Annotated in this window: 11 protein-coding genes; 9 read left to right on the top strand and 2 right to left on the bottom strand. The window is 75.4% G+C overall.

All coding sequences use genetic code 11. The annotated features are described in order from the left end of the window. Nucleotides 1-197: 197 nt before the first annotated feature. Together ACIP9D_RS15035 and ACIP9D_RS15030 are read left to right on the top strand one after the other, a co-directional pair. A complete protein-coding gene (locus tag ACIP9D_RS15035) occupies nt 198-869 on the top strand; it encodes a BON domain-containing protein (protein WP_350871697.1) in 672 nt (223 codons plus the stop codon). Between the two features lie 150 nt (nt 870-1,019). Continuing rightward, nucleotides 1,020-2,081 carry a glycosyltransferase family 4 protein gene (locus ACIP9D_RS15030; protein WP_350872140.1) on the top strand — a complete coding sequence of 354 codons (1,062 nt, stop codon included), beginning with the start codon at nt 1,020-1,022 and terminating at the stop codon, nt 2,079-2,081. 7 nt (nt 2,082-2,088) lie between these two features. Here ACIP9D_RS15030 and ACIP9D_RS15025 read toward each other — a convergent pair whose 3' ends face one another. Next, a complete protein-coding gene (locus tag ACIP9D_RS15025; protein ID WP_350871699.1) occupies nt 2,089-3,474 on the bottom strand; it encodes a serine/threonine-protein kinase in 1,386 nt (461 codons plus the stop codon). Between the two features lie 222 nt (nt 3,475-3,696). Here ACIP9D_RS15025 and ACIP9D_RS15020 point away from each other — a divergent pair, with 222 nt between their 5' ends. The 5 genes from ACIP9D_RS15020 (at nt 3,697) to ACIP9D_RS15000 (ending at nt 10,546) form a co-directional block, all read left to right on the top strand. Further along, on the top strand, nt 3,697-4,527 hold the full coding sequence (locus tag ACIP9D_RS15020) for a patatin-like phospholipase family protein (protein ID WP_350871701.1): 831 nt from the start codon (nt 3,697-3,699) through the stop codon (nt 4,525-4,527). After that, entirely contained in the window at nt 4,527-5,549 is a 1,023-nt protein-coding gene (locus ACIP9D_RS15015) for a 1-acyl-sn-glycerol-3-phosphate acyltransferase (protein WP_350871703.1), read from the top strand. The genes ACIP9D_RS15020 and ACIP9D_RS15015 overlap by 1 nt, the downstream gene beginning before the upstream one ends. 9 nt (nt 5,550-5,558) lie before the next feature. Further along, nucleotides 5,559-5,879 carry a divalent-cation tolerance protein CutA gene (gene cutA / locus ACIP9D_RS15010; RefSeq protein ID WP_350871705.1) on the top strand — a complete coding sequence of 107 codons (321 nt, stop codon included), beginning with the start codon at nt 5,559-5,561 and terminating at the stop codon, nt 5,877-5,879. 20 nt (nt 5,880-5,899) lie between these two features. Beyond that, entirely contained in the window at nt 5,900-9,361 is a 3,462-nt protein-coding gene (locus ACIP9D_RS15005) for an SCO7613 C-terminal domain-containing membrane protein (RefSeq protein WP_350871707.1), read from the top strand. 135 nt (nt 9,362-9,496) lie between these two features. Then, nucleotides 9,497-10,546 carry an acyl-CoA desaturase gene (locus tag ACIP9D_RS15000; protein ID WP_350871708.1) on the top strand — a complete coding sequence of 350 codons (1,050 nt, stop codon included), beginning with the start codon at nt 9,497-9,499 and terminating at the stop codon, nt 10,544-10,546. A gap of 58 nt (nt 10,547-10,604) precedes the next feature. On the opposite strand, the gene ACIP9D_RS14995 is transcribed toward ACIP9D_RS15000, so the two are convergent. Beyond that, the gene (locus tag ACIP9D_RS14995; RefSeq protein ID WP_350871710.1) at nt 10,605-11,375 is read right to left on the bottom strand and encodes a hypothetical protein; all 771 of its coding nucleotides are present in this window, start codon (nt 11,373-11,375) and stop codon (nt 10,605-10,607) included. A gap of 224 nt (nt 11,376-11,599) precedes the next feature. On the opposite strand from ACIP9D_RS14995, the gene ACIP9D_RS14990 reads away from it, so the two are divergent. Together ACIP9D_RS14990 and ACIP9D_RS14985 are read left to right on the top strand one after the other, a co-directional pair. Then, complete coding sequence (locus ACIP9D_RS14990; protein WP_350871712.1) at nt 11,600-11,893, top strand: 4a-hydroxytetrahydrobiopterin dehydratase; 294 nt, start codon at nt 11,600-11,602, stop codon at nt 11,891-11,893. Continuing rightward, on the top strand, nt 11,890-13,041 hold the full coding sequence (locus tag ACIP9D_RS14985; RefSeq protein WP_350871713.1) for an FHA domain-containing protein: 1,152 nt from the start codon (nt 11,890-11,892) through the stop codon (nt 13,039-13,041). Before ACIP9D_RS14990 ends, ACIP9D_RS14985 begins: the two co-directional genes overlap by 4 nt. Nucleotides 13,042-13,327 lie beyond the last annotated feature (286 nt).

The raw sequence follows: 13,327 nt of genomic DNA, 5'->3' as shown, positions 1-13,327 counted from the left end.
CGGGGGCCGCCCCCCCCCACCCCCACCCCCCCCCCCCCCCCCCCCCCCCCCGGGGGGGGGGGGGGCCCCCCCGGGGGGGGCCCCCCCCCCCCCCCCGCCGCTCCCTTTCGCCACGACGGCGGTTCACCCGATCCGGGTGAACCGCCGTCACCCGGATCGGGGGCAGCCTCGGCAGGACCGGCGAGGGGAGGGGTGGGATGAGCACGGCAGCCGCCGCCCGCGAGGACCAGCGGATCCAGCAGGACGTCCTGGCCGAGCTGGCCTGGGACGCCGAGGTGCAGCCCAACGAGATCGGCGTGAGCGTCGAGCGGGGTGTGGTCACCCTGACCGGCTGGGTGGACAGCTCCGCCCGCCGTTGGGCCGCGACCCGCTGCGCCCAACGGGTACGCGGGGTGCGTGCGGTCGCGGACGACGTCGAGGTACGCCTGGCCGGCAGTCCCGGGGTCACCGACGGCGAGGTCGCGATCGCGGTCGGCCGGGCACTGGAGTGGGACAGCTTCATCCCCGCCGAGCGGCTGGACGTCACCGTGGCCAACGGCTGGGTGATGCTCCGCGGCGAGGTGGAGTTCGGCTGGCAGCGCCGCGCCGCCGAGCGGGAGGTGCGCCGGCTGCGGGGCGTCCGCGGGATCACCAACCTCATCGAGGTACGCCCACCCGCCCCGACCGACGCCGATCGGATCCTGCGCGACGTCCGGCGGGCGCTCGGGCGGGCCGGCGGCACCCGGGGGGTCTCGGTGGCGGTGGACGGCGACACCCTGGTGCTCAGCGGTGTGGTGCGGTCCTGGTGGGAGCGGGACCAGGCGGAACGGGTGGCCTGGTCGGCGCCGGGCGTACGGGCTGTGGAGAGCCAGCTACTCGTCGGCGATTGACGTCGCGCGTTGTCCGGTTTACCGCCGTCGGCACCGGGAAGTCCCCGCCGACCACCTGGACCGGCACCAGCGGACCGCGCACGCCAGGGACCAACGGGAGGACTCGTGGCCGTGAACCACCCACCGGCCGGCCGGCCGTTGCGGATCGCGATGCTGGTCCCGCCGTGGCTGTCCGTGCCGCCGCCGGGCTACGGCGGGCTGGAACAGGTGGTCGCCGGCCTGGTGGACGGGCTCTCCCGGTACGGGCACGCGGTCACCCTGTTCGGCGCCGGCAACAGGCACGGGACCGCGGCGCGGAACTTCGTCTCCACCAACCCGAACGTGCAGTACGAGCGGCTCGGCGAGGCGCTGCCGGAGCTGGCCCACCTGGCCCGGGTGAACCACCTGATCGACGCGGCGGACTTCGACATCGTGCACGACCACACCACCATCGGCCCGCTGGTCGCCGGGCGGCGGGCGGTGCCCACGGTGGCCACGGTGCACGGCAATCCGGTGGGTGAGTACGGCGAGGTGCTCAGCGACACCGACGAGGGGGTCGGCCTGGTCGCCATCTCGCACGCCCAACGCCGGTTGAACCCCGGCCTGCCCTGGGTCGGCACGGTGCACAACGCGCTGGATCTCACGGGCATCCCGCGCAAGACCGTGCCCGGTCGCGGGCCGGTGCTCTGGTTGGCCCGGTTCAGCCCGGACAAGGGACCGGACGTCGCGATCAGGGCCTGTCGCGAGGCGGGCCTGCCGCTGCTGCTGGCCGGCAAGTGCAACGAGCCGGCCGAGCGCCGCTACTACGACGACGTGGTCGCACCACTGCTGGGTGACGACGTCGAGGTGGTGTTGAACGCCGACCGGGCGGAGACGCTGCGGATGCTGGTCGACGCCCGGTGCCTGATCATGCCGATCCAGTGGGAGGAGCCGTTCGGCATGGTGATGGTGGAGGCGATGGCGACCGGCACACCGGTGGTCGTACTCGGTCGAGGGGCCGCGCCGGAGCTGGTCCGGTCCGGGGTGACGGGGCTGGTCTGCGACCGGGCCGAGGAGTTGCCCGCGGCGCTGCGGGCGGCGGAGCGGATCGACCCGGCGGACTGCGTCGCGCACGTGGCGGAGAACTTCTCGATCTCCCGGATGGCGCTCGGCTACGAGGCGGTCTACCGGCAGGTCGTCGGCGAGGGCGTGGGGCACGCCCTGCTCGAGCCGGCCCGGGTCACCGCCCGCTGACCCCGGCTCAGGCCCGCGCGGTGGCCAGCTCGGCGATCGCCGCGTCCAGTCGTCCGGCGTACGCGTGGCTGATCGCGCCCTCGCGGACCCGGACGGCGACCTTCTCCCGGAGCCGGGCGACCGGTGGTGCGAGGTCGCTGCGACCGCCGCTCACCGACGCGCGGAGGTTGCGTAGCTCATTACGGAGATCCAGGCCCACGTCGGAACGGATTTCACCGGCGGTCAGCCCGGTGCCGATCAGACCTTCCACCCGGTAGGCCGCCTCGACCAGCGTCGCCGGCAGACTGCTCGGCGGCGGCGCCGGCGTGGCCGCCGCCGGTGGCCGCGAGGTGGCGTCGGACGGCGACGGACCGGTCGCCGACGGGGCGGTCGGCAGCGCGTGGGGCGGTGGTTGCCGTTCCGGCACCAGCAGCGGGACGGCGACCGCCACCGCCAGCGCCAGACCGGCCGGGACCAGCAGCACCGCCCGGAGCGGTCGACGCCGAGGCCTGTCGGTGGGCGGCGGGGCCGCCGGCAGGGTCGGCACGGCGGGCCGCCGGGGGGCCGAGCGGCGATCAGCGGCCTGCAACTCTTCTCTCAGGACGGTGGCGACCTGGCGGGCGGTGGGTCGGGCGGCTGGATCTCGGGTCAGGCAGCGCAGCGCGATCCCGGCCACCTCCGCCGGCAGCCCCCGCACCCCGGCCAACGAGGGCCCCCGCTCGGTGGCCAGCGCCGTGCTGAGCTGCTCCCAGGTCTCCGCCGCGTACGGGACCCGCCCGGTGAGGGCCTCGTGCAGCAGCACCCCGAGGGAGTAGACGTCGGTGGCCGGCTGGGCGGGCGCTCCGTCGAGCCGCTCCGGTGCGACGTACGCCGGGGTCCCGAAGGTGCCGCCGTCCTCGTCCTCGTCCGGGGCGCCGATCCGGGTGGCGATGCCGAAGTCGAGCACCTTCGCGCCGACCGGGGTCATCATCACGTTGGCCGGGGTGATGTCCCGGTGCACGATGCCCAGCCGGTGCGCGCAGGCGAGCGCGTCGGCCACCTGCGCGCCGATCTCGACCGCCTCGCACCAGGGCAGCGGTCCCTCGGTCAGTCGCCGCTCCAACTCCTCGCCGGTGAGCAGCTCCATCACCACGAACGAGGTGATCCTGCCGTCGGGGGCGACCGTCTCGCCGTAGTCGTGCACCGACGTCACGTGCGGGTGCACCAGCTGCGCGGCGGCCCGCGCCTCGTCCCGCACCATGTCCCGGAACCGGGCGTCGGCGGCCAGCGACGGCGCGAGGACCTTGAGGGCCACGACCCGGTCGAGCACCTCGTCGTGGGCCCGCCAGATCACCGACATGCCGCCGGCGCCGATCTGGTCGAGGAGTCGGTACCTGCGGGCCAACAACCGGCCCGGGTGCAGTGCTGCCGTCACGGATCGCACCTGCCTCGTGGTGGGAGCGGTATCAGGTTGCGTGAATGTTTCCTGCCTGTCAACGGCCGACGGCCACCCGTGGGCCGTCGACGATGATCGATCGCGGTCGCGGCGGAGCGGCCGGCCGGGCTGGGCACACCGCATCGGGCGAGCCCGGCGTCCGGCCGGTCCGGCGCCCCCGGGGCGGTGGCCGACCGGCGCGGCCGTGCCAGGATGAACGGCATGGCGGGGGGACCGGTGGCGTTCGTGCTCGGCGGCGGCGGCGTGCTCGGAGCGGTCGAGGTCGGCATGCTGCGTGCGCTGTTCCGGGCCGGCATCCAACCGGATCTGGTGCTCGGCACGTCGATCGGCGCGGTCAACGGCGCCCTGGTCGCCGCGGACCCGACCGAGGCGGTCACCGACCGGCTGGTCCGGCTCTGGGCCTCGCCGGAGGCGAGCGAGGTCTACGGCGACTCGGTGGCCCGGCAGCTGCGCCGGTTCGCCGCCCGGACCCACCTGCACTCACCCCGCCCGCTGCGCCGGCTGCTCGAATCCGAGCTGGGGGCGGAGACCACCTTCGCCGACCTGCGGGTGCCGTTCCGCTGCTGCGCGGCGCACATCGAGCGGGCCGCCGAGCACTGGTTCCACACCGGTCCGGTGGTGCCGGCCGTGCTGGCGTCCGCATCGGTGCCCGGGCTGCTGCCGCCCACCGAGATCGACGGCGCGCACTACGTGGACGGCGGGATCGTCAACTCCATCCCGATCGGCGAGGCGGTGGCCGTCGGCGCCACCCGGATCTTCGTCCTCCAGGTGGGGCGGATCGAACGGGAGCTGGCCCCGCCCCGCCGGCCGTGGGAGATCGCCCAGGTCGCCTTCGAGATCGCCCGACGGCATCGCTTCTTCCGCGAGATGGCGGCGCTGCCCGACGGGGTCGAGGTGCACGTGCTGCCGACCGGTGGGCTGAACCCGCGCGACGACACGCCCTGGGCGTACCGGGACATGGCGGCGGTGGGCCGGCGGATCAGCCGGGCGTACACCGCCTCCCGGCGCTACCTGGCCAACCTGGAGCGCTGATGCCGCTGCCCCCGCGCTGGGTACGCCGGGTGCTGCTGGCGCCCGCCGTGGTCCTGCTCGCCTTCGTGGTGGTCACCACGCTGCCGGTCTGGGCGCTGCTCGCGGCGGCCCTGTCGCCGCTGGTGCCCGGCCGGCTGCGCCCGCTGCGCCTGCTCTGGATCGGCTGTGTCTACCTGGTCTGGGACGCGGTCGCGCTGCTGGCGCTCTTCGGGCTCTGGGTCGCCGCCGGGTTCGGTTGGCGGGACCGGTCACCGGCCTTCCAGCGCGCCCACTACCAACTCGCCGGCTGGTTCCTGCGGGTGCTCTTCTGGCAGGCCCGCTGGACGCTGCGGCTGCGCATCGACGTGGTCGGCACCGATCCGGACACCGCGCTGCCCGGCCGGCCCGAGCTGGTGCTCTGCCGGCATGCCGGGCCTGGCGACTCGTTCATCCTGATCCACGCCCTGGTGAACTGGTTCCAGCGCGAACCGCGGATCGTGCTGAAGGAGAGCCTCCAGTGGGACCCGGCGATCGACGTGCTGCTCAACCGGTTGCCGAACCGGTTCGTCGCGCCGGCCCGGGACGGTGACCGGGGCGCGGCGCTGCTGCGGCAGATCGGGCATCTGGCCACCGGCCTGGACGACGACGACGCCTTCGTGATCTTCCCGGAGGGCGGCAACTTCACCCCCGGCCGCCGGCTGCGCGCCATCGCCCGGCTCCGCTCGCGCGGGTTGGAGCGGATGGCACTGCGCGCCGAACGGATGCGGCACGTGCTCGCCCCGCAGCCCGGCGGGCTGCTGGCCGCGCTGGACGCCGCTCCGGACGCCGGCGTGATCTTCGCGGCGCACACCGGTCTGGACCGGATGATCACCGTCACCGACGTGTGGCGCGAGCTGCCGATGGACAAGCGGATCGTGTTGCGGTTCTGGTCGGTGCCGCCGGAGGAGATCCCCACCGGCCGGCAGGAACGCATCGACTGGCTCTACGACTGGTGGGCCCGGATCGACGAGTGGATCGCGGCCAACCGTGACGACCCCGCGTAGGGTGCGGGCGTGGACCAGATCAGCGTGGTGACGACCGTGGTGGACGCCCGCTCGGTCGCCGACGTGCTGGCGGCCGCCGCCGTCGCCGGCCGGCTCGCCGCGTGCGCCCAGGTCGGTGGGCAGGTGGACAGCACCTACTGGTGGCGCTCCGGGGTGGAGACCAGCACCGAGTGGTCGGTCCAGTTCAAGACCGCCCCGGACCGGGTGACCGCCCTGGTCGACCAGATCCGGGCCAGCCATCCGTACGAGGTGCCGGAGATCCTGGTGTCCCGGGTGGAGAGTGGCGATCCGGCGTACGCCAGCTGGGTGCACGAGCACACCCGTCCCTGAGTACGCGCACTCTGGTCCCGGTGGCCGAGGCTGTCCACGATGGCCTGGTGGAGAACACCGGCTATCCCTGCCCCGCCTGCGGTGCTCCGGCCGATCTGACCGCCGGCTGCACCGGGTGCCGGCGAGCGCCCGACCCGGAAGCCGCCGAGGTGATTCGGCTCGACCGGGAACTCGTCGTGCTCGGCGCCGAGGTGGAGCGGGCGCGGCTCGCGTACGCCGAGCTGGTCGAGCGGTTCCACCTCACCCGGCAGCGCCGGGCGCAGCTGGCCAGCCAGGTCCGCGCCCGGGTCGCGGTGCCGGTCGGGCCGGCCGCGGGTGGGGCGCCGTTGGCGGCGTCCCCGGCGCCGGTGCCGCCGGCCCGCTCGGAGCCCGGGCGGCCGGAGACCTCGGCCCGTACCGTGCAGGGTCTGCTCTTCGTCCTGGGTGGGCTGCTGCTCGGCACCGCGGCGGTGGTCTTCACGGCGGTGGCCTGGGCGTCCGTCGGGGTCGCCGGGCGGGCGCTGATCCTGGCCGCGGTCACCGCGCTCGCCCTGGCCGCGCCGCTGGTGGCGGTGCGGCGCGGGCTGCGCGGCACGGCGGAGACCTTCGCCGCGGTGGGGCTGCTCCTGGTGCTGCTCGACGGGTACGCCGCGTGGTCGGTGGACCTGGCCGGGGTGGCCGGCTGGCCGGGCACCCGCTACGCCGCGCTGGTCGGGGGGGCCAGCGCGGCGGTGGCGGCGGGTTACGCCCGGCTCAGCCGGTTGACCGGGCCGTGGTTCGCGGCGCTGGTGGCCGCCCAGCCGGTGCTGCCGCTGTTCGCCGCCGAGGCCCGGCCGGGGGCCCACGGCTGGGCGGTCACCCTGGTCGCCGTGGCGCTGCTCGACCTGGCGGTGCTCGTCGTCCTGACCCGCCGGGCCGGTGCCGGTTCGGCCGTGCTGGCCGGGCGGGTGCTGGCCTGGACGGGGTTCGGCGCCGCGCTGACCGCCGCCGCCGGGTGCGCGCTCGTGCCGCTCGGCGAGGGCCGGGCGGTCGGTTCCCCGTTGCTGGCCGGGCTGCCGCTGCTGATGGTGGCCGCCGCGCTGGTCGGCGCGGCCCTGCTCACCGGCGGGCGGACCTTCCGATGGCTCGCCACCGGCGCGTTGCTGCCGGTGCTCGCCGCCGCGCTGCTGCGCCCGGTGGCCGAGCTCCGGCCGTCGCTGCTGCTGCTGGCCACGGCGTTGGTCGCGGCGGGGCTGGCCGGTGCCGTGGCACTGCTGCCGGCCGCCTGGCGTACCGGCCCGCGCGTCGCGGCGCTGCTGCTGGGGCTCGGGGTGACGATCCTCGCCGCGCTGCTCACCGGCGCCCTGGCGTTCGGCGCCGTCGGCCGGTCACTTCCGCCGTGGCGGGGCGCCGCATCCGGGCCGGATCTCGACTGGGGTTGGCAGCTGCCGGTCGCCCTGGCGTTGGCGGTGGGCGCGGTGGCGCTGCTGGCACCGCGCGCCTTCCGCCCGCTCACCGGGCCGGTCGGCCTGGCGCTGAGCGTGCTGGCGGTGCCCGCGGCCTGGCCGTCCGCCTGGCCGGCGGTGGTCGCCGTCGACCTGCTCGGCGCGGCGGCGTTGCTGCTGATCGCGGTGCTCGGCCGGGCGGGCCGGGCCGGCCCGGTGCCGCCGGCAGCGGCCGGAGCGGTCCTGCTGGCGCACGGGTTGCTGGTGTCGCTGGCCGCGCCGATCGGCGCGCTGACCACGCTCGGGTCGACCGTGCTGCTCGGGGTGGCGGTGGCCGCGCTCGGCCGCCGGGAACCCGCCTCGCCCCGCGCGGTCACCGGGCCGGCCCTCGTCGCGGCGCTGCTGGCCACACCGGCCGGCGTCGCCGTCGGGTTGGCCGCCGCCGACGTGCCCGTCTGGTGGCGGGCGCGGGCCGCCCTGATCGCCGCCGTGCTGCTGCTCGTGGCGCTGCGCCTGGTCCGTCGCCACTGGGCGGAGTTGGGCGGGTACGCCGCGACCGGGGTCGCCGTCGCGCTGACAGTGGCCGGGATGACGCCGCCGCTGTTGCCGGCCGACGAGCCGCTGGCGGTCTACGCCGCGCTGGCGGTGCTGGCGCTCGCCGCGGCCCTGCGGGAACCCGATGACATCGCGGTGCGGGTGGCCGGGCTCGCGCTGGCCGTGGTGACCGTCGTCGCAGCCGTACCGGCGCTGCTGGCGGCGCTGATCAGCCCGTACGGCCGGACGGTCGAGGTCTGGTCCGGCGCGCCGACGGCGGAGCCGGTCCCGGCGGCGCTGCCGGCCGGGCTGGCCCTGGCCGGGCTGGCGCTCGCCGTGGTGGTGGCCGGCCGGACGCTGCGCGCGCCCCGGTGGACGGCGTTATTCGCCGCGCTGCCGTTCGCCGCGTCCGTGCCGCCGGTGCTGCTGGTCGCGGTGGGGGCGCCCTGGCCAGTAGGGCCGGCCGTGACCCTGCTCACCGGGTTGGCGGCGCTGCTCGCGGCCGCCCTGCTCAACCCGCGCCCGCTGCTCGCCCCGATCGCGGTGCCGGTTGGGCTGTCGCTCGCCGCCGCCGGGCTGGCCGGGCTCACCGCGACCCGGGCGGGCACCCTCGCCGGCCTGGGCGTGCTGCTGGTCGCCGCCGCGTTGGCCGGCGTGGCCGGTCGGCGGGTCGAGGCCCGGGTCGCCGGGGCTCTCACGGCGGTGGCCGCCGGCACCGGCCTCGCGATCACCGCGTCGCTCGCCGGCGGGCTGCCACTGCGCGGCGCGGCGTTCGCCGTACTCGCCGTGGCGGCGCTGACCCTGGCCGTCGCCGCCGTCCTGCCCGCCCGCCCCGGGCCCGCCGCCGCGGCCGAACCGGCGGTGCCGCCGGGCGGGGTGGCGACGGTCGGCCGGTTGCTCGACGTCACCGCCCAGGCAGTGGCACTGGTCGCGTTCCTGCTCACCCTCGGCGCGCTGCGGCACGCCGCGGCGATCTGCGTTCTCTGGGGCGCCGCGGTCGGCCTGCGGTTGCTGCGCCCGGGCGAGCCGGTCGGGCGGCGGTGGGTCTTCGCCGGCGTCGCCGGCGGCAGCGAGTTGCTCGGTGGCTGGCTGCTGCTGGCCGCCGGTCGGGTGGTGCTGCTGGAGGCGTACACCCTGCCGGCGGCGACCCTCGCGCTCGGTGCGGGTCTGGTGGCGCTGCGGACCCGGCCCGGGCTGACCAGTTGGCTGGCGCTCGGCCCCGGGCTGGGCGCCGTGCTGCTGCCGAGCCTGGTGTCGGTGCTGGTGGCGCCGGATCCGCAGCCGTGGCGGCGGCTGTTGCTCGGCGTCGCGGCGCTCGCGGCGGTGCTGGCCGGCGCCGCCCGCCGCTGGCAGGCCCCGGTGCTGCTCGGCGGGACGACTCTGACGCTGCTCGCGCTGCACGAGCTGGTCCGTGGCTGGGACCTGCTGCCCCGGTGGATCTTCCTGGCGGTCGGCGGTCTCGCGCTGATCGGGCTGGCCGCCAGCTACGAGCGCCGCCGGCGGGACCTGCACCGGCTCCGCGCCGCGCTCGGCCGGATGGGCTGACGGCGGGCCGGGGGGTAGGGCTCGCCCTACCCCCGATTCGGGGGTGTCCAGGGTTACTCAGCGCGACCGTTCACCGGAGACTCGGAGGTGGGCGTCGAGCCGTACGGCCGGCGTAGGCGAGGAACGGGAGCGGCAATGGTGCTCGAAGCGGTGGCGGATCCGCCGGTACGACGGGGCAGTGACTATGCGCAACTGTCTCGCCGGATCGCCAAGGCGGGCCTGCTGGAACGGCGTCCGGGCTGGTACGCGACCCGGATCGCGCTCACCCTCGGCGCCTTCGTGGCCGGCTGGGTCGCGGTGGTCCTGGTCGGCGACTCCTGGTGGCAGGCGCTGCTCGCCGCGGTGATGGCGGTGGCCACCACCCAGGTGGCGTTCCTCGGGCACGACGCCGGGCACCGGCAGATGTTCCGCCGGCGCGGCCCGAGCGAGATGGTCGGCCTGTTCGCCGGCAACCTGGCGGTCGGGCTGAGCTACGGCTGGTGGGTCGACAAGCACAACCGGCACCACGCCAACCCCAACCACGAGGACGAGGACCCGGACGTCGGCGCCGGCGCGCTGGTCTGGACGTACGAGCAGGCCCTCGAGACCCGGGGATTCGGCCGTTGGCTGGCCCGTCGGCAGGCGTTCCTGTTCTTCCCGCTGCTGCTGCTCGAGGGGCTGAGCCTGCACGTGGCCAGCATCCGGGCGATCGTCGAGCGGGAGCCGGGCGGACGGTACGTCACCCCGATGCGGCACCGGGCGGTCGAGGCGCTGCTGCTCCTCGCGCACACCGCCGGCTACCTGGCCCTACTGCTGCTGGTCATGTCGCCCGGTAAGGCGCTGGTCTTCGCCGCCGTGCACCAGGGGCTGTGGGGGCTCTACATGGGCTGCGCGTTCGCCCCCAACCACAAGGGCATGCCGATGCCCACCGCCGAGGACGACTTCGACTTCCTGCGCAAGCAGGTGCTCACCTCCCGCAACGTGCGAGGTGGCCGGGTCACCGACGTGGCGCTGGGCGCGCTGAACTACCAGATCGAGCACCACCTCTTCCCGAACATGCCGCGGGCGAACCTGCGCCGGGCCCAGCCGATCGTCCGGGCCTACTGCGCGGAGCAGGGCATCCCGTACGCCGAGACCGGGCTGATCGAGTCGTACCGGCAGGCGCTGGGCCACCTGCACGAGGTCGGCCGGCCGCTGCGGGGCTGAACGACCACGAGGAAGGGGCGGCGCCGACCGGCGCCGCCCCTTTTCGCTGCCGATCGGATCAGCCGCCGAACGCCTTGATCAGCTCGGCCGGGGCCTCCTGGGTGTCGGCCGCCGGCGGCTTGCTGACGTTCACCGCGGTGCCGAAGTCCGAGAAGGTGGTGGTCATCGTGCCGAGCGACTCGTGCAGCGCGCTGATGTCGACGGCGGTCTGGGTGAGCCGTCCCTCGGCGTCCATCGTGGCGGTGAACGGCACCGCCTTGGCCTTGTCGCCGAGCGCGGCGATGTCCTTGTCGTTCGGCACGGACCGGGTGTAGTCCATGGTGCCGGCGAAGCTGCCCGGCGCGGTCTCCTTGACCTCCACCACGCTCTTGATCAGCTTGTTGGCGCCGCCCGGGTCACCCTCCGGCATGAGGTTGAGCTGGCCGCTCTCGCCGAGCTTCGTGGCGTCCATGTGCAGCCACTTCTTCGGCAGGGAGGTCGCTCCGGTCACCTTCAGGTATGCGTCGTTGCCGACGATGAGCATCCGGATCTTGCCCTGCGTACCGAGGTCCATCGTCATGTCGGCGGTCTTGTTGGTCGGGTCCATCACGCCGCCGCCGTTGAGCACCGACGACTCCGTCTTCATCCGGAGGCTCTGCTCGTTGATCTTCTGCGCGGCGGCGGTGAGCTTGCCGAGCGCGTCCGCCGGAACGCTGCTGGCCGGGGCCCCGCTGGCGTTGCCGTTGGCGGCTGGATCGTCGGCCCCCGTCTGCTTGCCGCATCCGGTCAGACCGAGTCCGAGCGCTGCGACGAGCGCGACCCCCGTGGTCGCCAGCCGTCGAGTTTTCATGATGGATTACTCCTCGTGAAGGGTTGGCCAGGTGACGACGACAGTCGATCCCGGCCGGGCCGCTGGCCAGCCTAACCAACCTGGGCCACTGCCGCGCGTCGATGCCTTCGCGCCCCGCGCGTCGACCGGGACCGGTGGCAGCGGCATCGGTCGCGGCCGGCGTGCCGGTCGGCACGGCCACCGCCTGTCGATGCCCGGCTCACCTGCACCGGTAGGGTCTTGGCATGGCAGACGTGCTCACCGCGGAGGCGGTGGAAGACGAGCTGGGCGGGCTGGCGGACTGGTCGGGAGACCGCGCCGGGATCACCCGCACCGTGGAGCTGGCCAGCTTCCCGGACGCCATCGCCGTGGTGGACCGGGTCGCCGTGACGGCCGAGGAGCTCGACCATCACCCCGACATCGACATCCGGTGGCGGACCCTGACCTTCCGTTGTGTCACCCACTCGGCCGGCGGGGTCACCCACCGCGACTTCGCGTTGGCCCGACGGATCGACGAGATCATCCGGAGTGCCCGATGAGATTCGAGATCAGCAAGGTGCTCGACGCCATCGAGGGTCGGGTCTGCACCGACCCGTCGCTGGCCCGGGCCGTGGTCGACCTGGCCGAGGTGATCCGCTACCAGGACCTGGACGGCGGGCGGCCGGCGAGCCTGCTCCGGCTCGGCATGGTGATCGACGCCCTCTCCCGTGAGCTGGAGGAGGACAGCGTCCAGGTCTACGCCGTGGTGCACCGGGCCCTGCTCTCCGACGCCGACCTCACCTCCAACGAGCGGATGGTGGTCCGCCGGTGGGCCGACGACGGGCTGGTCGAGGTGCTCGACAACCCGGGTGACCGGATGCTCGAGGTGGCCGACCTGCTCGGGCTGCCGGTGCTCAGCCGGGTTCGGTTCGACGGCCTGCGCGGTCGTTTTCCCTGGTTGGTCGAGCAGCCCGGGCGGGTGGTCGCCCCGGTGCCCGGCTCCGGTGGGCCGGTCTTCATCGCCCACGTCGGCGGCGGTGACAAGCCGGTGGCCGGCAAGCGCTCGCCGGCCGGGGTCAAGCTGCTGGCCCGCCAGTGGCGGTGCCCCGAGTCGGGTTGCGCGCTGTTCGGCGGCGGTGGTGGCGGGGGAGCCTTCGCCGACCTCGCCCGGGTGCAGCACAGTCCCGCGGGGCAGCCGCCGCCGGCGCTGCGCAATGGCGTACCGACGTGCCCGCGGCACGGCGCCCGGCTCGGCGACGGCGGGCCCCGGCCGCGTACCGAGGTGCTCGCGGTCCGGATCGGCGGGCTGGTCCGGCGCCGGTTCGTGCTCACCGAGGAGCAGCCGATCCTGGTCGGCCGGGCGCCCGAGCGGGACGGCGGGATCATGCTCGGGCAGTGGCTCAACGACGAGGCCCGCCGCTGGATCAGCCGCAGCCACATCCAGTTGGAGCTGCGGGTCGGCGAAGTGATCGTGACCGACGTCAGCACCAACGGCTCCGGCATCCGCCCCGGCGGCTCGATGACCGAGTCGGAGCGGCTCCCGCTCGCCCCGCAGCAGTCCCGGGTGCTCGCCGAGAACGACATGGTGGAGCTCTACCCCGGGGTGCAGGTCGGCCGAGCCGAGGAGCTGCCCACCGGCGCGCCGTTCACCCCTACCTCGGTGATGGCCGAGGCCCCCACCATGGCGATCCGCCTCCCCCGCCCCTAACCCGCTCCCACCCTGGCCCCGCCACCTCTCGTTGATCATGAAGTTATTGCCGCGACACGCCGTGGCCGATGGCAATAACTTCATGATCAACGGGGTCGGCCGAGGTCGGCCGAGGTCGGCCGGGGTCGGCCGGGGTCGGCCGGTGGGGTGGGGGTTTGACGGCGGCGGGGGGGGGGGGGGGGGGGGGGGCGCCCGCCCCCCCCCCCCCCGGGGGGGGGGGGGGGGGGGGCCCGGGGGGGGGGGCCCGGCCCGCCGGCGCGAGCGAGCAGTGGCGGGCCCCCACCCC

This window comes from Micromonospora sp. NPDC093243 (assembly GCF_044753725.1).
GTDB lineage: Bacteria > Actinomycetota > Actinomycetes > Mycobacteriales > Micromonosporaceae > Micromonospora.
This window is presented reverse-complemented; position numbering and strand designations above follow the sequence as displayed.